This window comes from Achromobacter sp. GD03932, assembly GCF_029839485.1.
GTDB classification, from domain to species: domain Bacteria; phylum Pseudomonadota; class Gammaproteobacteria; order Burkholderiales; family Burkholderiaceae_B; genus Achromobacter; species Achromobacter bronchisepticus_A.
Map to the genome: position 1 here is coordinate 97,723 of NZ_JAOCAT010000017.1, position 22,594 is coordinate 120,316.

The 22,594-nt window shown below is 65.6% G+C and carries 22 protein-coding genes; 13 read left to right on the forward strand and 9 right to left on the reverse strand.

The genetic code is table 11. The features are described 5' to 3' along the window. The first annotated feature begins 23 nt into the window (after positions 1–23). The 7 genes from N5C88_RS17180 (at position 24) to N5C88_RS17210 (ending at position 6,002) form a co-directional block, all read left to right on the forward strand. Positions 24–1,124, forward strand: a complete 1,101-nt coding sequence (locus N5C88_RS17180; protein WP_059373468.1) for an AraC family ligand binding domain-containing protein — start codon at positions 24–26, stop codon at positions 1,122–1,124. 35 nt (positions 1,125–1,159) lie between these two features. Next, positions 1,160–1,651 (forward strand): aromatic-ring-hydroxylating dioxygenase subunit beta, encoded by a 492-nt coding sequence (locus N5C88_RS17185; RefSeq protein WP_054456184.1) that lies wholly within the window; start codon positions 1,160–1,162, stop codon positions 1,649–1,651. 22 nt (positions 1,652–1,673) lie between these two features. After that, complete coding sequence (locus tag N5C88_RS17190; protein ID WP_059373465.1) at positions 1,674–2,942, forward strand: aromatic ring-hydroxylating dioxygenase subunit alpha; 1,269 nt, start codon at positions 1,674–1,676, stop codon at positions 2,940–2,942. A 2-nt stretch (positions 2,943–2,944) separates the two neighbouring features. Next, complete coding sequence (locus tag N5C88_RS17195) at positions 2,945–3,265, forward strand: non-heme iron oxygenase ferredoxin subunit (RefSeq protein WP_280015855.1); 321 nt, start codon at positions 2,945–2,947, stop codon at positions 3,263–3,265. Beyond that, positions 3,262–4,485, forward strand: coding sequence for an FAD-dependent oxidoreductase (locus N5C88_RS17200; RefSeq protein ID WP_280015856.1), 1,224 nt, complete (start codon positions 3,262–3,264; stop codon positions 4,483–4,485). Before N5C88_RS17195 ends, N5C88_RS17200 begins: the two co-directional genes overlap by 4 nt. Before the next feature lie 8 nt (positions 4,486–4,493). Continuing rightward, complete coding sequence (locus tag N5C88_RS17205; RefSeq protein ID WP_059373460.1) at positions 4,494–4,913, forward strand: nuclear transport factor 2 family protein; 420 nt, start codon at positions 4,494–4,496, stop codon at positions 4,911–4,913. Between the two features lie 108 nt (positions 4,914–5,021). Continuing rightward, the gene (locus N5C88_RS17210) at positions 5,022–6,002 is read left to right on the forward strand and encodes a tripartite tricarboxylate transporter substrate binding protein (protein ID WP_223283247.1); all 981 of its coding nucleotides are present in this window, start codon (positions 5,022–5,024) and stop codon (positions 6,000–6,002) included. A 67-nt stretch (positions 6,003–6,069) separates the two neighbouring features. Here the strand turns inward: N5C88_RS17210 and N5C88_RS17215 are convergent, their stop codons facing one another. The 5 genes from N5C88_RS17215 to N5C88_RS17235 form a co-directional block, all read right to left on the reverse strand. Continuing rightward, positions 6,070–6,936: an ABC transporter ATP-binding protein gene (locus N5C88_RS17215; protein WP_280015857.1), complete on the reverse strand. Its 867-nt coding sequence runs from the start codon at positions 6,934–6,936 to the stop codon at positions 6,070–6,072. Between the two features lie 15 nt (positions 6,937–6,951). Next, positions 6,952–7,761 carry an ABC transporter permease gene (locus N5C88_RS17220; RefSeq protein ID WP_280015858.1) on the reverse strand — a complete coding sequence of 270 codons (810 nt, stop codon included), beginning with the start codon at positions 7,759–7,761 and terminating at the stop codon, positions 6,952–6,954. Then, entirely contained in the window at positions 7,758–8,621 is an 864-nt protein-coding gene (locus tag N5C88_RS17225) for an ABC transporter permease (protein WP_280015859.1), read from the reverse strand. Before N5C88_RS17225 ends, N5C88_RS17220 begins: the two co-directional genes overlap by 4 nt. A gap of 9 nt (positions 8,622–8,630) precedes the next feature. Beyond that, complete coding sequence (locus N5C88_RS17230) at positions 8,631–9,737, reverse strand: ABC transporter substrate-binding protein (protein ID WP_280015860.1); 1,107 nt, start codon at positions 9,735–9,737, stop codon at positions 8,631–8,633. Positions 9,738–9,854: 117 nt separating this feature from the next. After that, positions 9,855–11,378, reverse strand: a complete 1,524-nt coding sequence (locus tag N5C88_RS17235) for an amidohydrolase family protein (protein ID WP_280015861.1) — start codon at positions 11,376–11,378, stop codon at positions 9,855–9,857. A 364-nt stretch (positions 11,379–11,742) separates the two neighbouring features. Here N5C88_RS17235 and N5C88_RS17240 point away from each other — a divergent pair, with 364 nt between their 5' ends. After that, positions 11,743–12,603 carry a DUF2272 domain-containing protein gene (locus N5C88_RS17240; protein WP_165867835.1) on the forward strand — a complete coding sequence of 287 codons (861 nt, stop codon included), beginning with the start codon at positions 11,743–11,745 and terminating at the stop codon, positions 12,601–12,603. Between the two features lie 25 nt (positions 12,604–12,628). Here the strand turns inward: N5C88_RS17240 and N5C88_RS17245 are convergent, their stop codons facing one another. From N5C88_RS17245 to N5C88_RS17260, 4 genes are all read right to left on the reverse strand, one after another. Beyond that, a complete protein-coding gene (locus N5C88_RS17245; RefSeq protein WP_059373445.1) occupies positions 12,629–13,843 on the reverse strand; it encodes a benzoate/H(+) symporter BenE family transporter in 1,215 nt (404 codons plus the stop codon). Positions 13,844–13,907: 64 nt separating this feature from the next. After that, on the reverse strand, positions 13,908–14,651 hold the full coding sequence (locus tag N5C88_RS17250; protein ID WP_280015862.1) for a TetR/AcrR family transcriptional regulator: 744 nt from the start codon (positions 14,649–14,651) through the stop codon (positions 13,908–13,910). Positions 14,652–14,706: 55 nt separating this feature from the next. Next, entirely contained in the window at positions 14,707–15,870 is a 1,164-nt protein-coding gene (locus N5C88_RS17255; RefSeq protein ID WP_251881542.1) for a thiolase, read from the reverse strand. 7 nt (positions 15,871–15,877) lie between these two features. Continuing rightward, complete coding sequence (locus N5C88_RS17260) at positions 15,878–16,264, reverse strand: OB-fold domain-containing protein (RefSeq protein ID WP_280015863.1); 387 nt, start codon at positions 16,262–16,264, stop codon at positions 15,878–15,880. A 209-nt stretch (positions 16,265–16,473) separates the two neighbouring features. On the opposite strand from N5C88_RS17260, the gene N5C88_RS17265 reads away from it, so the two are divergent. The 5 genes from N5C88_RS17265 to N5C88_RS17285 all read left to right on the forward strand — a co-directional run bounded on the left by N5C88_RS17265 (position 16,474) and on the right by N5C88_RS17285 (position 22,592). Next, positions 16,474–16,920: a MaoC family dehydratase N-terminal domain-containing protein gene (locus N5C88_RS17265; RefSeq protein ID WP_280015864.1), complete on the forward strand. Its 447-nt coding sequence runs from the start codon at positions 16,474–16,476 to the stop codon at positions 16,918–16,920. A gap of 11 nt (positions 16,921–16,931) precedes the next feature. After that, positions 16,932–17,351 carry a MaoC/PaaZ C-terminal domain-containing protein gene (locus tag N5C88_RS17270; RefSeq protein ID WP_251881921.1) on the forward strand — a complete coding sequence of 140 codons (420 nt, stop codon included), beginning with the start codon at positions 16,932–16,934 and terminating at the stop codon, positions 17,349–17,351. Between the two features lie 188 nt (positions 17,352–17,539). Then, a complete protein-coding gene (locus tag N5C88_RS17275; protein ID WP_280015865.1) occupies positions 17,540–19,081 on the forward strand; it encodes an AMP-binding protein in 1,542 nt (513 codons plus the stop codon). A 2-nt stretch (positions 19,082–19,083) separates the two neighbouring features. Beyond that, positions 19,084–20,016 (forward strand): SDR family NAD(P)-dependent oxidoreductase, encoded by a 933-nt coding sequence (locus N5C88_RS17280; protein ID WP_280015866.1) that lies wholly within the window; start codon positions 19,084–19,086, stop codon positions 20,014–20,016. A 167-nt stretch (positions 20,017–20,183) separates the two neighbouring features. Further along, positions 20,184–22,592 carry a DNA internalization-related competence protein ComEC/Rec2 gene (locus tag N5C88_RS17285; protein ID WP_280015867.1) on the forward strand — a complete coding sequence of 803 codons (2,409 nt, stop codon included), beginning with the start codon at positions 20,184–20,186 and terminating at the stop codon, positions 22,590–22,592. Positions 22,593–22,594 lie beyond the last annotated feature (2 nt).

Genomic DNA, 22,594 nt, shown 5'->3' on the forward strand with positions numbered 1-22,594 from the left:
GCCGGCGGCAAGAGGAGACATACATGTTCGTCGATATCAGCGGCGCCAGTCCGCGGGAACAAAACAAATGGCAGTCCATCGTCATCCCCAAAGAGGACATCGATCTTGAGATCGCGCGCCTGACCGACGCGCCCCGGCCGGACAACGGCCGCCGCGCCTCCCTCATCGTGCACCCGGAAGCCACGGCGCCGGGCCTGGGCCTGGCCCCGGGAACGGACGTCACCATCAACGTGGTCAATCCGGGTGAAAGCACCTTCAATCTGCGCAAGAACTCCAACATGCTGGAGATCTGTATCAGCGGCGAGGGCGTGGCCACGGTGGCCGGGCGCGACATCCGCGTGGGGCACTGGGACGTCTGGAACACCCCCGCCATGCAGGTGCATTCCTACCGTAACGAAGGCAAGACGCCGTGGGTGCGCCTGTCGTACTCCAACGCGCCGCTTTTGGAAAAGCTGGAGATCCACTACGTCGAGGAGTTCGAGGGCAGCGTGCCGCCGGCCGACGCCAATACCAAGCCGGTGCCGCCGCGCGCGCCCGACGCGGCCCGTTCGCGCGACCTGGCGCTGCGCGAGCAGATCACGCCCGAGGGCGCCTGGCTGCTGGGCTACGAGTGGCTGATCGACATCGACGTGCTGGAATCCAAGGCCTTGCACTGGCCCTGGTCGGCGGTGTCGCGCCAGCTGCCCAGCGTCGAGGACATGGCGCGCGGCTACAACGGCCGCCGCCTGTTCGTGCTGTACAACCCGGCGACCGAACGCCGCATCGGCACCACGCACAGCTTCTTCGCCACCATTTCCTCGTCGCCGCCCGACAACCACCACGTGCCGCACCGCCACAGCTCGTCGGCCATCAACTATTACCTGCGCGGCAACGGCTACAGCAAGGTCAATGGCACGCGGCTGGACTGGAAGGCGGGCGACCTGATCCTGTCGGCGCCAGGCTGGGCCATGCATTCGCATCACTCGGGCACGGAAACCACCTCCGCGCTGACGGTGCAGGACCATCCGCTGCAGATTGCCATGGAGTCGCTGATCTGGCAGGAGCGCATGCAGGAACCCATCCTGGCGCTGGGCAGCCAGAGCGGCTTCGAGAGCAACCGCGCGCAACTGGCCGCGGCCCGATAGGACGCGATTTCCTAGAACCGATACCTGGATCCGCAATGACCATGACCGAGCTTTCCGATACCCCGTCGCTGCGCGCGCGCCTGCGGGACTTCTATGACGATTACGCCTACTGCCTGGACGAAGACCGGCTGGAGGACTGGCCCGCCTTCTTCACCGAGGACTGCCATTACCGGGTGCTGTCGCGCGAGAACCATGACGCCGGCCTGCCCCTGGGCCTGATCTATTGCATGAACAAGAACATGGTGCGCGACCGCGTCACGGCCTTGCGCGAAACCACCATGTTCGAGCCGCGTTCGCTGCGCCACTTCATCAGCGGCGTGCGCGTGCTGGAAGTGCAGGGCGACCACATCGTGGCGCAGGCCAACTTTGCGGTGATGGAGTCGCTGTCCGACCGCGAACCCACCCTGAACATGGTGGGCCGCTATCTGGACGTGGTGCGCGTGACGCCCGAGGGCCTGGCGTTCAGCCGCCGCGACTGCGTGTACGACAACTACCGTGTGCGCACCTCGCTCATCGTTCCCATCTGAATCCGCCCCGAGGATACCCATCATGACCTGTACCCACTCGACCGCGCCAGAGGCTCCGGCGGCGGCTCCCATCCACATCGAGCGCCGTTGGCCCAAGGAAGGCTATACGCGCATCCCCAACTGGGTCTACACCGATCCCGCCATCTTCAAGAAGGAGATGGACGTGTTCTTCGGCGGCAAGACCTGGAACTACGTGGGCCTGGAATGCGAAGTGCCTGAAGTTGGCTGCTACAAGCGCAACTGGATCGGCGACCGCCCCGTGGTCATGGTCCGCAACGCGGAAGGCGAGATCAACGTTCTGGAGAACCGCTGCGCGCACCGCGGCGCGCAGATCTGCTGGCACAACACCGGCAAGGTGGAGGACTTCACCTGCCCCTACCACCAGTGGAACTATGACCTGAACGGCAATCTGCAAGGCGTGCCGTTTCGCCGCGGCGCCATGGGCAAGGGTGGCATGCCGCGCGACTTCGATCCCAAGCAGAACGGCATCCGCAAGCTGCGCAGCGTGAACCGCGGCGGCTCGATCTGGGCCACCTTCGCCGAGGACGCGCCCAGCTTCGAGGACTACTGCGGTCCTGAAGTGCTGGCGGAAATCGACCACATGCTGCCGGGCAAGCCGCTCAAGCTGCTGGGTTACAGCCGCCAGCTGATCCCCAGCAACTGGAAGATGTACCTGGAAAACCTGAAGGATCCGTACCACGCCACGCTGCTGCACACCTTCTACATCACCTTCGGCCTGTGGCGCGCGGACTCCAAGTCCGAGTGCATCCCCACGGGCGGCGGCGCGCACAGCGTGATGGTGTCGCACAACGAGGGCAAGAAGAAGACCGAGGCCACCACGGAAATGAGCCGTTTCCGTGACGACCTGGAGCTGCTGGACCTGGAAACCGTGACGCCGCGCGCCGAGTTCAACCGCGGCCGCGTCGGTGGCGCGTGGGTGTTCCCGGCCGCGCAGTTCGGCATCCAGGCCAACTCGCTCAAGACCCGCCACGTCATCCCGCGCAGCCCGACCGAGCACGAACTGGTGTTCACCTACTACGGCTACGAGGACGACGACGAGGAAATGACCCGCCTGCGCCTGAAGCACGCCAACCTGCTGGGTCCGGCCGGCTTCGTGTCGATGGACGACAGCGAAATGCTGAACCAGGTGCAGATCGGCGTCACCGGCTATCCGGAAGAGCGCGGCATCATCGAGATGGGCGGCCGCGACACCGAGCCCGCCGACTACATGGTGACCGAGGTGCTGATCCGCTCCTTCTACGACTACTACCGCAAGGCGATGGGGCTGTGAGCATGGATACCTGGAAACCTGTGGCGATGGTGTCGGACATTTCGCCCGACACCGGCACCCTGCGCGTGGTGCATGAAGGCGAAGGCGTCTGCCTCTACAACCTGCAAGGCGACATCTGCGCCACGCAGGACCGCTGTCCGCATGGCAACGCCAGCCTGGCCGACGGCTATCTGGAAGACGGCACCATCGAGTGTCCGCTGCACCAGGGCGTCTTCGACATCCGCACCGGCAAGCCGCAATGCCCGCCGGTCACCACGGACCTGCGCCGCTACGAGGTGCGGGTGGAGTCGGGCACCGTCTACCTGAAGGCGGAAGGCGCATGAACTCGGGCGCCATCGTGGTGGTCGGCGCCGGCCAGGCGGGCGGATGGGCCGCGGCGACCTTGCGCGAACGCGGCTACGAAGGCCGCATCGTGCTGCTGGGCGATGAGCCCCACGCGCCTTATGAACGCCCGCCCTTGAGCAAGGCGGTGCTGGGCGGCCAGGCCGTGCCCGAAAGCACCGAGCTGTTTTCGGCCGAGCGGCTGGCGGCGTTGCGCATCGAGTTTCGGCCGGGCGTGGCGGCGGCGCGGCTGCGCGTGGCCGACAGGCAGGTGGATACCTCGGACGGCGGCAGCATCGCCTATGACAAGCTGATCCTGTGCATGGGCGGCAGGCCGGTCGTGCCTGCGCTGCCCGGCGTGGATGGCCCCGGCGTGCACGTGCTGCGCACCCGCGGCGACGCGCTGCGCCTGCGCGCCAGCCTCGGCCCGGGCCGCCGCCTGGTGGTGGTCGGGGGCGGCTGGATCGGGCTGGAGGTAGCGGCGACGGCGCGCCAGTCCGGCAGCGCCGTGACCGTGCTGGAGCAGGGACCGCGACTGTGCGCCCGCAGCGTGCAGCCTGCGGTGTCGGCGCACCTGGCCGCGCTGCATGCCACCCATGGCGTGGACCTGCGCCTGGACACTTGCCTGCGCGCGGTGCTGGCGCAGACGGACGGCCGCCCGGTGGCGGAACTGGCCGACGGCACGCGTCTGGACGCGGACGCCATCGTGCTGGGCGTGGGCCTGCGGGCCAATGACGAACTGGCGCGTGAAGCCGGCCTGGCCTGCGAGCGTGGCGTGTTGGTCGACGCGTACTGCAGGACCTCGGCGGCGGACGTCTATGCGGCGGGCGACGTCGCGGTGCTGACGGCCGAGGACGGCCATGCGCGCATGGAGTCGTGGCAGAACGCGCAGGACCAAGGCACGGCCGCCGCGCTGTCGGCCCTGGGCCTGGGAGAACCTTATGTGCCGACCGGCGCCGTCTGGTCGGAACAATACGACGCCATGGTGCAGATCGTCGGATTCCCGGGCCTGGCCTGCAGCGAAGTGCTGCGGCCGCAGGCTGGGGAGCGCGCCTTGCTGTCGGTGGCGCTGGACGCCAGTGGCCGCGCCGTGGCCGGCGTATCGGTGGATGCAGCCCGCGATTTCCGCCAGCTGCGCAAATGGATCGCGCAGCGCGCGACCCTGGACCCGGCGTTGCTCGGGCGGCCCGACGTGCCGCTGGCCAGCGCCCAGATCGGATGAGGATCGCAATGGAAAACCCGATTTTGCCCATGCTGGCCAAGACGGCCTGCGAATCCGTGGTGCTGGAATTCTTCCATGCCCTGGACACGCGGCGGCACGAGGCCGCAGCCGCGCTCATGGCCGAGGACGGCGTCTGGCAACGGCAGGGACGCCGGCTTGCCGGCCGCCAGGAAATCCTGCAAGCCCTGAATGCCCGCGCGCCCGAGCGCAGCACCTGCCACGTCATTACCAATCTGCGACTGGTCGAGCTGGCTGGCGCGCGCGCCACCGTCGGCTACTTCCTGACCGCCTACGAAAGCGTGCCGCACGAGCAGGGCGGCGCGCCGCGCCTGGTCGCCATCCGCGAGTGCCAGGACGTGCTGGTGGAGACGGACGGCGGCTGGCGGCTGGCGGACAAGAGCAGCCGCCGCCATCTTCCGCCGGAATGACGGACTGACATCACGGAGATCCCGCACATTCCGAATTCTTGTTCCTCACGCGTCCGGACCATTCAAAAAGCAATGGGCGCGTACCGTAAATACCCCAGGAGACAAACCATGAAACCCTCAAGAATCTTGCATTGCATGTTGGCGGCCGCCTGTGCGGCCGTCGTGTCCGGCGCCCAGGCGCAGCAGGCCGACTGGCCGACCCATCCGATCACGCTGGTGGTGCCGTTCGCGGCCGGCGGCGGTGGCGACACGCTGGCGCGCCTGGTCGCCGAGCCGCTGTCGCGCGAGCTCGGGCAGTCCATCATCGTCGAGAACCGCCCCGGCGCGGGCGGCAATATCGGCACTTCGATCGCCGCGCGCGCCAAGCCCGACGGCTATACGCTGTCCTACGGCACCAATGGCACGCAGGCCACCAATCACTGGCTGTACAAGTCGCCGGGCTATGCGCCGTCGGACTTCGAACCGATCTCGCGTTTCACGGTCATTGCGGCGGCGCTGGTGGTCAATGCCACCGACGAGCGCTTCAAGACCCTGGCGCAGCTGCTGGCCTACGCCCGGGCCAATCCGGGTGAGCTGACCTGCGGTTCCGCCGGCAACGGCACGTCCTCGCATCTGGCCTGTGAGTTGCTGAACCAGATGGCCGGCACCAAGGTCATGCACATTCCCTACAAGGGCGGCGGCGCGGCCATGACCGATCTGCTGGGCGGCCGCATTTCGTTCATGATCGACGTCATGCCCAACGTGTCGGGGCAGATTGCGGCGGGCAAGCTGCGGGCGCTGGGCGTGACGACGCCGGACCGCGTGGCTTCCAATCCGGACATTCCCACGATCAGCGAAGCGGGCGTCAAGGGCTATGAGTTCTTCGCCTGGGACGGCCTGTACGCGCCCAAGGGCACGCCGGCGGCAGTGCTGGACAAGCTGAACGCGGCGGTCAACCGCGCGCTGCAGCAGCCCGAAGTGCGCAAGATGCTGGAGTCGCGTGGTGCGATTCCTTCGCCCACGTCGCGCCAGGCGCTGGCGGAGTTCGGTGCGGAAGAGTACGCGCGGCTGGGGAAGGTCGTGAAGGTGGCGGGCGCGTCGATCGATTGAGCGGCTGAGGCCTGAACCAACCAAGCCGGCGGCGCGTGCCGCCGGCTTGGCTTTGTGCGCAAGGAAACTACCAAGCCATGCGCAAGCGCCCCAACGCGGGCAGTGCGCCCATCGTGGCCGCCAGGCCGTCAGGCGGCTGTTCTTCATGGCGGGCCACGCGCCCATCTGGATCGAGAAAATCGCTCAGCACATCGTCGCGCAATCGGATGAAGCGCGGATCGCTGCGGTTGCGCGGATGCGGCAGATCCACGTCGACGATGCGGCGGATGCGTCCCGGGCGCGGCTGCATCACCACCACGCGGTCGCCCAGGAACACGGCTTCCTCCACGTCGTGCGTGACCAGCACCATGGTGATCTGCTCCTGCTGCCAGATGCGCTGCAACTCGTTCTGCAGCCGCGACCGCGTCAACGCGTCCAGCGCGCCCAGCGGCTCGTCCAGCAGCAGCACGCGCGGGCGGTTGACCAGGCCGCGCGCGATCGCCACGCGCTGCGCCATGCCGCCCGAGATCTGGTGCGGGTAGGATTTCTCGAACCCCTGCAGGCCGACCAGCGCAATGTGCTCGGCCACCAGCTCGCGCTTTTCTGCCTTCGACAGCGGTGCGTTGCGCAGCGCCGCCGCGATGTTGCGTTCCACGTTCAGCCACGGAAACAGCCGGTGGTCCTGGAATACGATGCCGCGGTCCAGGCCCGCGCCGCGCACTGGGTTGCCGTCCAGCAGGATCTGGCCGGCGTAGTCGCCATCCAGCCCCAGGATCAGGCGCAGCAGCGTGGACTTGCCGCAGCCGCTGGCGCCCACGATGCTGACGAAATGCCCGGCGGGCACGTCCAGGTTGATGTCCTGCAGGACTTGCAGCGCCTCTGCGCCGTCGCCCGGGCCGGCATAGCGCTTGCCCACGCCGCGGATGTTCAATTCCTTGCCGAAGATGCTCGTCATTCCTTTCCTACTCCATCAGGCGGCGCCGTAGCGGTGCCGCGCCAGCCTGCGCTCCAGCGCGCGGGCCAAGGCATTCATGAACCAGCCCACCAGGCCGATCACGAACATGCCGAAGATCACCAGGTCCATCTGGAAGTGTTCGCTGCCTTCGATCAAGGTGTTGCCGATGCCGTGGCCGGCCACCAGCAGGTACTCCGCGCCTATCGTCGCCAGCCAGGAGTAGATCAGCGCCAGGTACACGCCGGTGAATATCGAAGGCGCGGCCGCTGGCAGGACCACGTGCAGCAGCGTCTGCCAGCGGGAATAGCCGTACACGCGGGCCACTTCCAGCAGCGCCGTGGGGGTGCTGCGTATGCCATCGCAGGTATTGACGACCACGGGCACCAGGGCGGCCAGCGACAGGAACGTTACCTTGGCCACGTCGCCCAGGCCGAACCAGACCGAGATCAGGGGGATCCAGGCAAACAGCGAGATCTGCTTGAAAGTGTTGAAGCTGGGACCGACGATGCGGTTGAACAACGGCAGCAGTCCCAGCAGCGCGCCCAGTATCAGGCCGAGCGCGGTGCCGATTGCGAATCCGGTGAATTCGCGCGCCAGGCTCGCGCTCAGCGCGCGCCACAGCCGTCCCGAGGATATCTGGCTGGCCGCCGTCTCCAGCACCTTGCCCGGCGACACCAGCAGCGGAGTGGATACCCAGTCCAGCCGCGCCAGCGCCCACCAGGCCAGGATGGCGGCGGCGGGCAGCACCAGGCCGCGCCAGCGCGCGCGCAACCAGGCGCTGCCGCGTCGGACCACGGGAAGCGTGGAGATGAACGCCGCGGTCATGTTCGGGCTCCGGTGGCCGCCGCGCCCAGGCGCGTAGCGGCCTGGCCGCCGCCCGCGCGGGTTTCGGCCAGGTCCAGCAGCTTGTCGATGGCGTAGCCGATGGCGCCCACCACTATCACCGCCGCCATCACCAGATCCAGCTGGAACAGTTGACGGCCGTAGACGATGAGGTAGCCGAGTCCTTCGCTGGACGCGACCAGCTCCACCACCACCAGCGACAGCCAGGCCTTGGTGAAGCCCAGCCGCAAGCCGGTGAAGAGCGTCGGCAGGGCGTGGGGCAACACGACTTCCAGCACCTGCTGGCGGCGCGTGTAGCCATAGACGCGGGCCACTTCCAGCAGGCTGGTCGGGGTCTGCCGGAATCCCTGCAAGGTGTTCAGCGTCACCGGCACCAGCGCGGCCTTGGCGATCAGGATGTACTTCAGTGGTTCGCCTATGCCCACCAGCAGCAGGACGAAGGGCAGCCAGGCCAGGACCGGGATCTGCACCAGCGCATTGAAGGTGGGCAGGATGTAGGCTTCCAGCGGACGCCACAATCCCATCGCGGCGCCCAGCGCCAGGCCCAGCGCGCTGCCGGCCGCGAAGCCCACCAGCACGCGCTGCATGCTGGCTTGCACGTTCAGCCAGAGGTCGCCGCTGCTGTAGAGATCCTGCAAGGTCAGCCAGACGAAGCCGGGCGAGGGCAGCACCTGCGGCGAGATCCAGCCCTGCGATGCGCCCAGCTGCCAAAGCGCGAGCAGGGCCAGCGGCAGCAGCCAGGGCAGCAGGCGGCCGCCGGCGTTGCGCAGCAGGGCGGCAGGCGCCGGGCGCGCGCCGCGCCGCGCGGACGCAAATGGGGCGTTCAGCGTGTTTCCCGACATGGCGGCTCCTTATCGTACGGCGGCGCTGGCCTGGCGCTCGCCCGCGGCCGGCTGGCCTTGCGCATTGAACGCGGTCCAGCGGGCGGCAAGATTGGCCTTCTGCAAGGCGGCGTCGAGGTAGCGCGGCTCGAACCAGCCGTCCACGCTCACGGGACGGCGGATCAGCTTCAATTTCAGCGCGTCGTCCGCCACGGCCTGGTAGCGCGCGGCGAGGAACTCGTCCAGCAGCGGCGAATTGCGCACGGCCAGCACTTCGCCGTCGAACTCTGCCTGCCAGGACGCGTAAGGCGTGCCGCTGCGCGCCCAGATATTGAAGAGCGCATCGCGGTTCTGCTCGTCCGAGGACCATTGCGCCGCACGCACGAACACGTCGACCACGCGCTGCACGGCTTCGGGATTCTCCTTTTCGAAATCCTCGCGCACCAGCAGCGACGCCTGGCGCGTGAACGAGGGATCCTGGCCCTTGGTCGAATAGATGATGCGCGCCAGGCCTTGGTCGCGCAGCTTGAAGTATTCATAGCCGCCGAAGGCCGCATCCACGCCGTTGGAGACCAGCGCTGCTTGCGCGCTGCCGGTGTCGAGGTTCACGCCCTTGATGTCGCGTTCGGTCAGCTGGCGCGAGGCCAGCACGTTGATGGCGACCAGATGGCCGTTGGTGCCGCGGAAGATCGACACCTTGCGGTCCTTCAGGTCGTCCAGCGATTGCAGCGGGGAGTCCTTGGGCGTGGAGACGTACAGGTTGTTGCGCACGCCGCTGCCCAACAGGATGCGGGTCTTCAACCCGTTGGAGCGGCCCACCACCGACGGCAGATCGCCCTGGTAGGCGAAATCGATCTGCTTGTTCGAGAGCGCTTCGTTGACCGCGGGGCCTGCGCCCTTGAAGAACAACCACTGTACTTCGGTGCCGGTGCCCTTGAAGGCTTCCTCCAGCCAGTTGTTGGCGCGCGCCACGCCGCCCGGCGAGCCGCCCCAGGTGATGGGGTCGCCGCCGCCGGCGGTCGCCACGCCGATGCGGACCACGTCGGGCGCGGCCAGGGAGGCGAGGCTGACGGCGCACAAGGCTGCGCCCAGCATCAGGCGTGAAATCAGGCTGCGGGGAGAGAGCAGGGTGCGCATGGTCGTTCCGTATATCGATGATGAAAGACAGGTCCGGGCTGGCAGGCGCCGGCCGCGGGCAGGACTAGGCGCCCGCCGGCATGTGCCGGCGGGCGGGATTGCAGGTACGCGATAAGGTCAGGCCGCGCGCTTTTCGGCGCGCGCCTGCAGCTTCTGTTCGATGCGCGTGCCCTTGAAGAAGTCGGGATGCGCCTGGGTGTAGAAGCGGTATGGGTTGTCGAACACCAGGGCCTTGAAATCCGCCGCGGAGATCACGCCGTCTTCCACCAGGTCCCAGCTTTCGGCCAGCGGCTCGGTCAGGTCCGGCACGTCCCAATGGCCGACGTCGGAGGACCAGATCGCGTTGAGCTTGGTGTTCAGCGGATTGGCGCGGTCGTTGAAGGCCGCCCCTATGGTCCGGTCGTCGGCCTCCGAGCCGAAGTAGAAGCTGTCGACCCAGCGCTTGCGGATGTCCTCTACGTTTTCGATGCCGGCCGCGGCGAAGTCGTCGAGCTCATCGCCCTGGGGGTCGCGGCTGTGGTGCAGCGCCGACAGGCCCAGGCTGTCTCGCAACAGGGTGTCCTTGTTGAGCTCGCGCCCATTGAGCAGGTCCGCGCCGTAGCGTTCGAACAGGTCCGCCAGCAGCTCCACGTCCGCGTTGGCCGGGTTGTATTGCTGCACGGCGTCGCGGTTGCGCTTTTCCCAGCGGTCCACCAGGTGCGCGTACACGTGCGCGCCCCAGTCGGCGCCGCCTTCCAGCAAGGCCACGCGCAGGTTCGGAAAACGCCGCGTCACGCCGCCGAAGAAGAGCGCCTTGGCAAAGGCCTGGGAACCGTCGGCGAAGTGGCCGATATGGTTGAACATGTAATTGCTGATGGAGTGGCGCCCGGTCCAGCCCTGGCTGCCGTAGTGGGTGGCCAGCGGCACGCCCAGCTCCACCGCCTTGGCCCAGAACGGGTCGTAGTCGTACTCGCTGTCCAGACCGAAGAAATCCACATAGGACGCATGCCGCGCGATCTCCGGGAATTCGGCGGGCGGGTACTTGTCGGCGATGGCCTTGATCGGCCGGCGCACGCCGCCCGGGATGTTGGCCACCTTCAGCCCCAGCGTCTTGACCGCGAATTCGAGTTCCTCGATGGCTTCCTGCGGCGTGTTCAGCGGAATGCCTGCCACGGGCGTCAGGCGGTCGCTGTACTTGCGGTACTGGTCCGCATGGAAGTGGTTGATGGCGCGGTGCAGGGGCTGGCGATACTCGTCGCCCGCGCCCAGCGGCGCCAGCACGTCGTTGGGAAACAGGATGGAGTAGTCCGAGCCTTGTTCTTCCAGGCGCTCGTACAACAGCTCCGGCAGCGTGACGGTCGCCAGGTCCAGGGTGTTGCGCGTGACGCGCGCCCACCAGGGCGAGCGCAACGTGCGGTTGCGCTGCCGTTCCTCCGGGGTCTGCTGGTACCAGTCCTTGCCCTGGGACTTGGTGGCGAAGCGCGAGCCCTGCGTCTTGCGCAGCACGTCCACCAGCTTGGAACCGCCATAGTGCTGGATGTAGTCCTCCAGCACGGGCGCGTAGTCGTTGACGTGTACGTCGGTATCGATCACGGGATAGTCCAGCTTCGCCTTGATCGCGGCGGATCGGGAAGCCTGGGTACGGTGCAGCCGGTCGTTCATGCGGGTCTCCGAGAGTGAAACGGACGCGGCGCCTTGCGGATTCGGCAAGGCCGGCGCGGACAGGTCACATTACGGGAGTTGGCCGCCTGGCCAAACGACCGATTCGCAATTTCCAACTAAGTGATGTGCTTATGGCATTGGGGGAGATTGTCGGAATTCCGGCATTCCCATATTTGGTGCGGATGGTATCCGCGGCTGCGCCTCTCATGCGACCGGAGGAGGGCTAGTCGGGACGTTTTCGCGTACCGTCGGTCCACGCGGCATTCTGGAACCTGCGTCTCTTTTGGCATTTGGATAGACAGACAACATCTGCTCGGCCTGGCGTGCGCGGCTGCCCATGTCCGAGGAGCTCCGGGAGCGTTTCATGAAGCGTTTCGTCAATGTCGAGGCAGTCAACCTGCGGTCCATTCCCAGCACCGAGAACAACACGCCTGTCGGTAGCCTGACGTTGGGCCAGGAGGTTGACGATCTAGGGGATGCACCCGCGGGCTGGCACCATGTTCGGACGCAAATGGGCGGCTTGACCGTCGAAGGCTATGCAGTCGATGGCCTGGCGGATTCGAAATTCAAGTGGGCCCCCACAGCCAGGCAGCCAACCCTGCGGCCACCCGATACCCGGGCTCGCGAGACGCTCGTGGCAGCGGCGGTGGAACAGTGGCTACGATTCGACAAAGGGCGGGGAAAGGAGACCGTCGAACCCTATAGCAGCTACATCCACGAGATGTGGAAGGCGCTGGGCAAGAATCTGAGCGGAAAGGACACCGGCTATCCCTGGTCCGCCGTCGCTATTTCTCTCATGGTGAGCAATGCGGCCAAGGTCATCCCGGAATTCAAGGCGTTCAAGCGTTCCATCGGTCATGCGGCGTACATGTGGGATGCCATCAAGAAGCGGGCGAGCCAGGACAAGTCCGCGCCGTTTTGGGGCGTACGCATAGCGGAAGAAAAGCCGCAGGTCGGCGACATCATCGGCAGTTGGCGGGACAAGCCCTACACGTTCGATCAATATCTCGCAGCCTCAAAGAATCCGGAAGCTCCCAGCCATTCCGACATCATTGTGGCGGTAGGCACCGAAGTTGCGTTGGCCATAGGCGGCAACGTCAGCCAGTCGGTCTTCGTTACCGGGTATCAGCTGACGGCGGACGGCAATATCGCGAAGAACCAGCGTTTCTTCAAGGAAAAGCTGGTTGGAGAAGCCATCGTCCTGATGAAGAACCGAATCGATTGAGGGGAGCGGTGTTGCGCAAGCAATCTCAAGCCGCGGGCTGCTTCGCAAAGTCGCCGCGCTCCAGGACGAAGCTGGTCGCCACGCCGAACACCACGCCCCAGAACGGCGCGCCGATGCCCAGCAGCGGCAGGCCGCCCAGCGTCACCAGGAAGGCAACCAGGGCGCCCAGCGTGAAGTGCTGGCGGAACGCGGTGTGGAATGCGCCTTGCAGGATGCGTAGAAGCGCCAGGCCTGCCAGCGTGGCGACAAAGGCCGCGGGCGTGGCCAGCAGCGCCTGCGTGACCAGGGGAGAGAACAGGCCGAACACGATCACCATGACCCCGAGGAAGATCGCGGCCAGCCAATGCCGTGACGCGTTGGCGCCAGAGGCAATGATGGCGTTCGACGGCCCGGCCAGACAGGTGGAGACGCAGCCCAGGCAGGCGGTCAGCGCCGAGAACACGCCGCAGGCATTGGTGATGGCGTTGACCGGCGGGCGGTGCAGCGAGTTGCGCAGCACGGCAATGCCTTGCGCGTTCTGCACGGCGATCACGGTCACGGCAAGCGGCAGCACCAGCTCGAACGCGGCGGCCCACGAGAACACCGGCGCGTAGAACTGCGGGCTTGCCAACGAGGTCGCCAACGTCACATGTTCCAGCGCGGGCGTCCTGCCGGTGAACGCCAGCGTGCACACGCCGGCGATGAGCGCGCCGATGATGGGGGAGAGCCGCTTTTGCACCGCGGGAAACAACGAGACCGCGAAGAAGGTCGCGGTCATGGCGCCTGCCAGCCAGGGATCGGAGGCGAACGATCGGATCCAGTCCAGCGCGAAGCTGAGAAAGACGCCCGCGACCATGCCCATGACGATGGGCATGGGGATGCGGTCCATGATGGCGCCGACCCAGCCCGTCAGCCCCAGCACCAGCATCAGCGCGGCGGTCAGCAGGTAGGCGCCGATGACCTCGGCGAAGGGCAGATGCTGCAGGGCGCTTGCGACCAGCACCGCGCCCGGGATGGTCCAGAGAAAGGCCAATGGTTGCCGGTAAATGGCCGACATCACGATGGTTAGGATGCCGTTGAGCACAAAGGCCGCGAAGATCCAGGAGGCGAGGGTGGCCTGGCTGAGACCCCCTTTCACGCCGGCGCTCAGGATGATGGCTACCGGCGCCGAGGCGGAAAACAGGAAGGCGACGAAAGCGTTCGTCAGCTCAGTCGCCGGGAACGAGGACGGGGCGGCTGGGATCGTTTCTGGGTGGGCCATGGACTTATCTCATTAATGAGTGAAGCATTTTGCCGAGCACCGAAACAATACAGGAAATATCGCGCTATGAAGCTCGGGGCCGCCGGGCCGGGGCGCCCTGCGCCTTGCCGTCGGGCGCGGGATGCCGGTAGTCCACGCCGCGCAGAACGAAGTCGACGACCGTTTCGGCGTAGCTTGCGCAGTTTTTCTGCAGCAATTCCATTTTGTCGTTCGGGGTGTACAGGAAATGGTTCAGCAGCGCGCCGGCGACCAGGTCGAGTATCAGGGCCGGAGACACGTCTTTGGGAATTTCCCGCCGTTCCATCGCTTGCAGGATCATCTTCCGCCCGTGGTCGCGGCTGCTCCGTTCCCAGTCTGCCAGCGATTTTCCCAACACTTCAGGAAAGAGCTTTGCCTCGATGCGCAAGCGGGTGACGATGAGTCCGTAACCCTGGGCGTAGAACCGCAAGATTCCGACCGCCAGGGCGACCAGGTCGCCACGCAGGGATCCGGTATTGCCGAAATCCGGAAGCGGGGGGGATAGGTCTTTCAAGGTGTCCGCGATCAAGGCTTCCTTGCTCGGCCAGCGCTTGTATATGGCGGCCTTGCCGACCTTCGCCGCGCGTGCAACGCCATCGATGGTCAGCCCGGCCCAGCCCAGCTCTTTATATAGAACACGCGTAGCGGCAAAGACCCGGGGTTCGAGTGTCGGATCTACGGGGCGGCCGCGGATGGGTGTAGGCGAATTCAGGATGCTGTCCTCGGATGCGGAGCGGATGGCGAGCACGGCTCCCCATAAAGCAAAACGGAGCATGCCGCCAAAGCGCATGCTCCTTCGTGGGGACTCACGGCGTGGATGCCAGACATACCTCCGCGAGCAGAAATCAGTGACGGCTGGCAGACAGTACCAGGCTGGTCGATGCCGCAAAAAACAGCCCCACGCCTTGCACGAAGCTGAGCTGCGCATTTTCAACTTGGGCGTCGGCGCAGCCCCGCAGTTGCCGTACTGCTTCTTGAATGGCGAACATGCCGTACATGCCCGTGTGAGTGTAGCAGAGGCCTCCTCCATTGGTATTCATGGGCAATTGGCCGGACGGCAGCGTATTGCCATCGGCAATGAACGCGCCGGACTCGCCCTTGCCCACGAATCCCAAGTCTTCGAGCATGTATAGCGGCAGGTGCGCAAATGCGTCATAGCACATCAGGTGATCCACGTCGCCATGGCTGATTCCGCTGGTTTCGAAAGCTTCCTTGGCCGACCGGCGGAAAGACTGGAACGAACTTACGTCTTCCATTTGCGAAACCAGCCGCGATTCGGCCGATTCGCCCGAACCCAGCAGATAGACTGCGCGGCTTGCCGAAGGCAGGTCCGCGGCGCGCTCGGCGCTGGTCAGGACCAGGGCGCCGCCGCCATCGGTGACGACGCAGCACATGTCGCGCGTGAACGGGTAGGCGATGGCGGGCGCGGCGAGCACCTCATCGGCCGTGACGATGTCCCGGCGCATGGCGCGGGCGTTGCGGCTTGCCCATTTCCGTTGCGCAACCACGACTTCCGCCAGATCCCGCGTTCCCATGCCCCGGTCATGCAGGAAGCGCAACGCGGGTACGGTAAAGGTGGAGTAAGGCGCCACGGCGCCGTAGGGCGCTTCGAATTGCCCATCCGCAGCCGCTGCGTTGATGTTCCAGGCGGGAGCTCCGACCCTGGAGCGGCCGGACTCGCCATGCGTGATGAGGACGACGTTCGCCGCTCCCGACGCAATGGCTGCGGCTGCATGCCGCACGTGGGAAAGGAAACTGCATCCGCCGACCATGGTGCCGTCGATCCATCTGGGGGTGATCCCCAGATAGTGCGAGACCTCCATGGGCAGCAGGCCCGCAGTTGCGATGCCGTCGACATCCGAGGGGGACAGGCCCGCGTCGCGGAGCGCATTTCTTGCCGCTTCGGCATGGAGCGCGATCACCGATTTGGAGGGCAGGACGCCGATCTCATCGGTTTCGGCCGCGCCCACAATGGCTACGTTTCCGCCATGCATGTTCATGTTGCTCATTGGCTGGTTACCTCGGGCTGAAAACAGGAAGCGAAATGTCATCGCGCTGGACGAAGTCCACGACCAGATCCATGTCCAATGCCAGGTTTTCCGGCTGGGGCGCGACGCCCACGATATTGGTCATCATGCGCGGACCTTCGGCCAGTTCGACCAGCGCGATGATGGGCGAAGCGCCTTCATTGCCCGGGATGGGGCGGTGATTGATGACATAGGAGATCAGTTTTGCCTTGCCGGAAACCTGCTTCCAGCGGACCTGCCCGGAAAGGCAATGCCGGCAAAAGATTCCGGGATAGAAAAAGAACTTGCCGCAGTCGTCGCAATGCTGGATTTCGAGGCGGCCTTGTTTCGCGGCGTTCCAGTATGGAAGGGTTTCGGGTGTGGGTATGGGCTTCATGTGTGTCGCTTCGGTGTGATTGACGATGGTGTTGCTTCGACTTGCTGTTTAGCTCCGCAATTTCTGTGCTACGATGAATTTCAGACGAAAATGGTCTGAAAATAATAGTGCTGGTGTGTGAGCAAGTCAACGGTTCTGCCGGCGAGCGGCTGGTGGCCTGGGCAGGCGGTACGCGCCAGAACGGAATTTCTTTTCCACGGAGATGCGCAATGGCTGAGCCAGCTGACATCGGGACGATCCTGTCCCGCGGAACCGCGACGGTAGAAAGGGGGCGGTTGAAGTTCTTTTCAAAGGCGATCGGGGAGCACGATCCGATCTACTCCGATGAGTCCGCGGCGCTTGCCGCCGGGTACCGCGGCATTCCAGTGCCGCCGACTTTCCTGTTCTGCCTCAACAGCGAAGTCGCGAGCGCCAGCAACACCCTGGCGATCCTGAAGCTGGACCTGGCGCGCATTCTGCACGCCGAGCAGGCGTTCACCTATCAAAAAATGGTCTATGCGGGCGATGTCCTGCAGTTTGAAACCAAGGTGGCCGATGTGTACGACAAGAAGGACGGCCTGCTGCATTTCGTCGTCATGGAAACCGCCGTAAGCGACGCCGACGGAGCAGCGGTGGCCCAACTTCGCAGCACGCTCGTCGAGCGCAGAAACGGATAAGGAGCATGCACGTGCAAAGACTTGAATTTTCGGCCGTCTCCATTGGCGATGAGATTGCGCTGACCGATATTCCGGCCATCACCCGAACCACCTTGGCGCTGTACTGCGGCGCGTCCGGCGACCACAACCCGATCCATGTGGACATCGATTTCGCCAGGAAAGCAAAAATGCAGGACGTATTTGCGCACGGCATGCTTTCGGCGGCATATCTGGGAAGACTGCTGACAAAGCTGGCGCCGCAGGAAGACATACGCAGCATGTCGGTGAGATTCACCGGCATTACCAACGTTGGCGACCAGCCAAAATGTATAGGTCGGGTGATCGAAAAGTCCGAGGACAATGGAGAGAAACTGGTCAGGCTAAGCCTGGGCTGCCAGGATCAGAATGGCGCGCAGAAGCTGATAGGCGAGGCCGTAGTCGCCGCCCTCTGATCCGGGCGCGGGCTGGCGATGGTCTGCGCGCTTGCGGCAGGCCGACCTGTCCTACGCCCACGAAAAAAGCGATGGATTTTGCCGCTTGACAGCAGATGATCGCGTCAATAGTATTTACAGACAAAAATCGTCCGTAAAACCAGGCGGCGGTTTCCAAATAAGAACGAATACCCCACGGAGGAAGACTCATGCATGGCCAAGGACCCGAATCGAAAGGTTTCTACAGCTTCGCTTGCCGGCACCCCGAACGTATTGCGTACATAGATCCCGAAGGCGCGTCGACGACCTTTGGCCAGTTGCTCGACAGGGTCAACGGACTCTCGAACGGACTACGCGCGCGGGGCTTGCGCACCGGCGATGCCGTCGCCGTGCTGCTGAAGAACTGTCAGGCCTATTTCGAGCTGGCTTTGGCTACGGGCCAGCTCGGGCTGTACCTGGTACCGGTCAACTGGCACCTTACCGCCGACGAGGTCGCCTACATCGTGCGCGACAGCGATTCCAAGATACTGATCGCATCGCATGAATTCGCGCAAAACCTGGTGTCGGCCGAATTGCCAGACTTGCGCTTTGCCGTTGGTGCGGTAGCGGCTGGCTGGCAGGAGTACGACGAACTGCTGGGGGATAGCCGCAGCCCCGAAGAGCGCAGCGCAGGCTCATTGATGGGCTATACCTCCGGCACTACCGGCATGCCCAAGGGGGTGAAGCGCAAACTTGCGGGCAAGAGCCCCGAGGAAGTCCTTGCGAATCAACCCGACATGCTGGCGCTGTTTGGCGCCGCTCACGACGCCGGTTGTCATCTGGTGTTTTCGCCCCTGTATCACTCCGCGCCAGCGGCGTGGGCGATCTCGTCCCTGCATCGCGGCCACACGATCGTCTGCCGCAACAAATTCGACGCTGAGCTGGTGTTGCGGGATATCGAGCAGTATCAGGTATCGACCATACATATGGTGCCGACGCATTTTGTCAGATTGTTGCGGCTCGAGGGCCGTGAACAATACGACATTTCAAGTTTGAAATGCGTAGTGCACGCCGGGGCGCCTTGCCCGATCGACGTCAAGTACAAGATGCTGGATTGGTTCGGGCCAAGGATCTGGGAATACCTTGGTTCGACCGAGGCTGGCATGTATTCGATGGTGGGACCGGAGGACTGGCGCCGAAAGCCGGGAACCGTGGGGAAGTCCGTGCCCGGGACGGCACTCAAGATCGTGGATGAGCACGGCCAGGAGCTGCCGGCAGGCGAAGTCGGCGTGATCTATTCGCGCAATGGCTTGACCGACTTTGCCTATCACAAGGACGAAGCAAAGACCCGGGCGACTCATCTCGTCGATGGCTACGCGACTTCCGGCGACATCGGCACCATCGACGAGGATGGCTTCCTGTTCATTCTTGACCGCCGCAATGATCTGATCCTGTCAGGCGGTGTGAACATCTATCCCGCCGAAATCGAAGGCCGCCTGATCAGCCACCAATCGGTAAAGGATGTTGCGGTCATCGGCGTGGACGATCCTGAATGGGGGCAGAGCGTGCTGGCGGTCATACAGCCCGTGGACGCAGGCGGCGACCGCGCGGCCTTGATGCAAGAGCTCGGCGCCTATGCGGCCGCGACGCTGGCTGGCTACAAGTGCCCGCGACGGTATGAATTTCTTGAAGAGCTGCCCCGCACGGAGGCGGGCAAGCTGCAAAGAAATGTTCTTAGAGATCGTTACAACACATCCACAACGGAGAATTGAGCATGGGTATCCTGAAAGGCCGTACCGCGATCATCACGGGAGCAGGGCAGGGAATCGGCGCGGCCATTGCCCTCGCCTTTGCGCGAGAGGGCGCGAATCTGGTCATCAACGATCTGGGAACCGGACCGGACGGCACTGGCGGCGACAATGGCCCGGTGCATCGCGTCGCCGAACAGATCAACGATCTCAAGGGCAGCGCGGTGGCTGACGCGGGCGACATCGCCGACGTTGCGACGGGGCGGCGGCTGGTCGAGACGGCAGTGGCGAAATTCGGGAAACTCGATATCGTCGTCAATGTCGCGGGCATACTTCGCGACCGGATGATCTTCAATATGAGCGAGGCCGATTGGGACGCTGTCATCCGCGTGCATTTGAAGGGGCATTTCAGCACCGTTCAGCCCGCGGCAGCCTATTTCCGCCAGCAGCGCAACCCGGAAGGGAACTACCGCATCATCAACTTCACTTCGGCTTCGGGCCTGCAGGGGTCGCCCGGGCAGGCCAACTATGCCGCGGCCAAGATGGGGGTGGTGGGGCTGACGTATTCCTTGGCGCAAGGACTTGCGCGCTACGGCGTTACGGCCAACGCCATCGCTCCGCTGGCGGCAACGCGACTGACCGGCACAATTCCCAGCGACAAGAAGGGGGGCGATATGGACAGTGCCAGAAAGGTAGCGCTCATGCCGGAGAACATTGCGCCGATCGCGTTGTATCTCGCCAGCGAACGTTCGGGTTGGCTCAACGGGCGCACACTGTCCGCCGGCGGTTTCGATGTCGGGCTGTACAGCAATCCCGAAGAGATACGTCAGATCAGCTCTGCCGCTCCGTGGCAGTTTGATCAATTGTCTTCCATGCTGGAGAAGACGTTCAAGCAGGTCGCCGACGGTCTGCCGCCGAGCGTGTTCGCGATGCCGCCTGCCAACGCGGCGGCCAGCTAGATGAGCTAAGGCGGGCTTCGGCCGGAGCGGTTTGCAACGGACGCAGTTTCTTCGAAACTGCGTTCGACCGTAAGGGCTGAAACCGTGCACGCAACCTGCTACGGCGCCGCCCCTGGGCCTACGCTATCCCATTTCGGGAGGCGGAAATCACGGGCCGAATTCTCTGCATGGCGTTTGTGGCAGGCGCGGGGCTGGTTCAGATATCTGCTCAAGTCCCCGCCGCCGGCGTCCAGTGGGTGCTGGCAGGAATCTGCCTGTTTGCGTTCGTTCTTCGCCCGCACATGCGCCGCGGCGTTGCGCGCCAGCTTGCGGCGCTGGCATTGGGGGCGTGCGCGGGCCTCCTCAATGCCGCCCTGCAGGCGCAACTCCGGCTGGACGACGCGCTGTCGGACGAGCACCAGGACGCCGTGTCGCGCCTGGCGCTGCGCGTGGCCAGCCTGCCCGCTGGCGACGAGCGCAGCCAGCGCTTTCTGGCCGAACTCGACGAACCTGCGCCGCCCGGCATTCCCTCGCGCATCCAGGTCGCCTGGCAGGCGCCGCCCGGCCCGCAGGCGCTGCTTCCCGAAATCAAGCCCGGCCAGGTCTGGCGCATGGCGCTGGTGTTGCGGCGTCCGCACGGCTTGTTGAATCCAGCCGGACCGGATGTGGAAGGGCGCCTGTTCGCGCAAGGGATACGGGCGGTAGCTACGGTCCGCGGGCAGCCCAGGCTGCTGGCGGACCGGCCCTGGGCGACGCCAGGCATCGCCATTGAGCGGGCGCGCCACAGCGTGCGGGAGGGCTTGCGCGCGGCCTTGGGTGAGCATCGCTATGCGCCGGTGATGATCGCCTTGGCCATTGGCGACCAGGCCGGCGTGGCGCGCGAGGACTGGCTGCTGTTCAACCGCAGCGGCATTACCCATCTGGTGTCGATCAGCGGCATGCATGTGACGTCGATCGCGGGCATCGCCGGGTTGCTGGTGGCGGCGCTGTGGCGGCGAGGACGGTGGCGCGGCGCGGGGCTGGCCGAGCATGTGCCTGCGCGGGTGGCGGGCGGAGCCGCGGCCGCGCTGGTCGCGCTGCTGTATTGCCTGCTGGCCGGCTGGGGCGTGCCGGCGCGCCGCACGTTCTTCATGCTGTCGGTGGTGCTGGCGGCCGCGGTGTCGCGTTTGCCGCTGTCGGGCGGCCGGGTGCTGGCGTGCGCGGCTGCGGCGGTCGTGGCGCTGGATCCGTGGGCGCCGGTGTCGGCGGGATTCTGGTTGTCGTTCGGCGCGGTGGCGGTGCTACTGCGCATCGCAGACGCGCCGATTGACCGCGAAGCCGGCTGGCGCCGGCGCTGCACGGCCAGGCTGGCGCAGGCGGCGCGCCTGCAGCTGATGGTGACCGTGGGCCTGACCCCCTTGCTGGCTTACCTGGTGCACCAGGTATCGCTGGGATCGCCGCTGGCCAATGCGGTGGCGATCCCCGTCGTGACCTTCATCGTGACGCCGCTGGCCTTGCTATGCGCGGCCTTGTCGGTTTTGCCGGGCGCGCAGGGGCTGGCCGAGTTGGCCGGGCGATGGGGTCTGCAGGCGTTTGACCTGACCATGGCGCCGGTGTCCTGGGTGGGCAACGCGTCCTGGGCCAGCATGCCGGTTGCGGCTGCGCCATGGCCATGGCTGCTGTTGGCCGTGGCGGGCATGGCGTGGGCGCTACAGGTGCGCGGGTGGCCGGGCAGGCATCTGGGGTGGCTCTGCATGCTGCCGTTGCTGTTTTGGCGGCCCGACCGGCCCGAGCCGGGATATTGGCGCATGAGCGCGATGGATGTGGGGCAGGGCAGCGCCATCCTGGTTGAGACGGCCAGCCAGGCCTTGCTGTTCGACGCGGGGCCGCGTCATTACGGCGGCAGCGACGCGGGCGAGCGCGTCGTCGCGCCGTTCCTGCTGGCGCGGGGCATCCGGCAGCTGGACGTGCTGGTCCTGTCGCATGCCGATCTGGACCACGTGGGCGGATTGCGCGCGGTGCTGGCGGCGGTTCCGGCTGGGCGCAGCTACGCATCGTTCGATCTGGCTGCGTTCCTGCGACGCGATATCCGGATGTGGCCGCAAGCCGGCAGCGCCGCGCCGCCATTGCCCGCCGACATGGGGCGTTGCCAGCGCGGCATGAGTTGGGAGGCGGACGGCGTGGCGTTCACCTTCCTGAATCCCGCCGATGGCGGTGGCAAGAAGGGAGAGGGCCGCAATGCCGATAGCTGCGTGCTGCTGGTGCAAGGTACATCGCATGCGCTGCTGCTGACGGGCGATGTGGGCGTGGCTCAGGAAAATGCGCTGGCCCAGGCATTGCCCCAGGTCGACGTGGTGATAGCGCCGCATCACGGTTCGGCATCATCCTCGGGCCGGGATCTGGTGGCCGCGTCCGCCGCTGGTCATGCGATCGCGCAGGCGGGGCATCTGAACCGCTTCCGCCATCCGGCCCGGGCGGTGGAGCTGCGGTGGACGCGCGCCGGCGCGGCGTTCTGGCGCAGCGACCGCGATGGCGCGGTGATGGCGACTTCAGGCGCCGGGGGGCTGGATGTGACGGCTGAGCGTGAGCGCGGGCGGCGGTACTGGCATGGGCGCTGAGG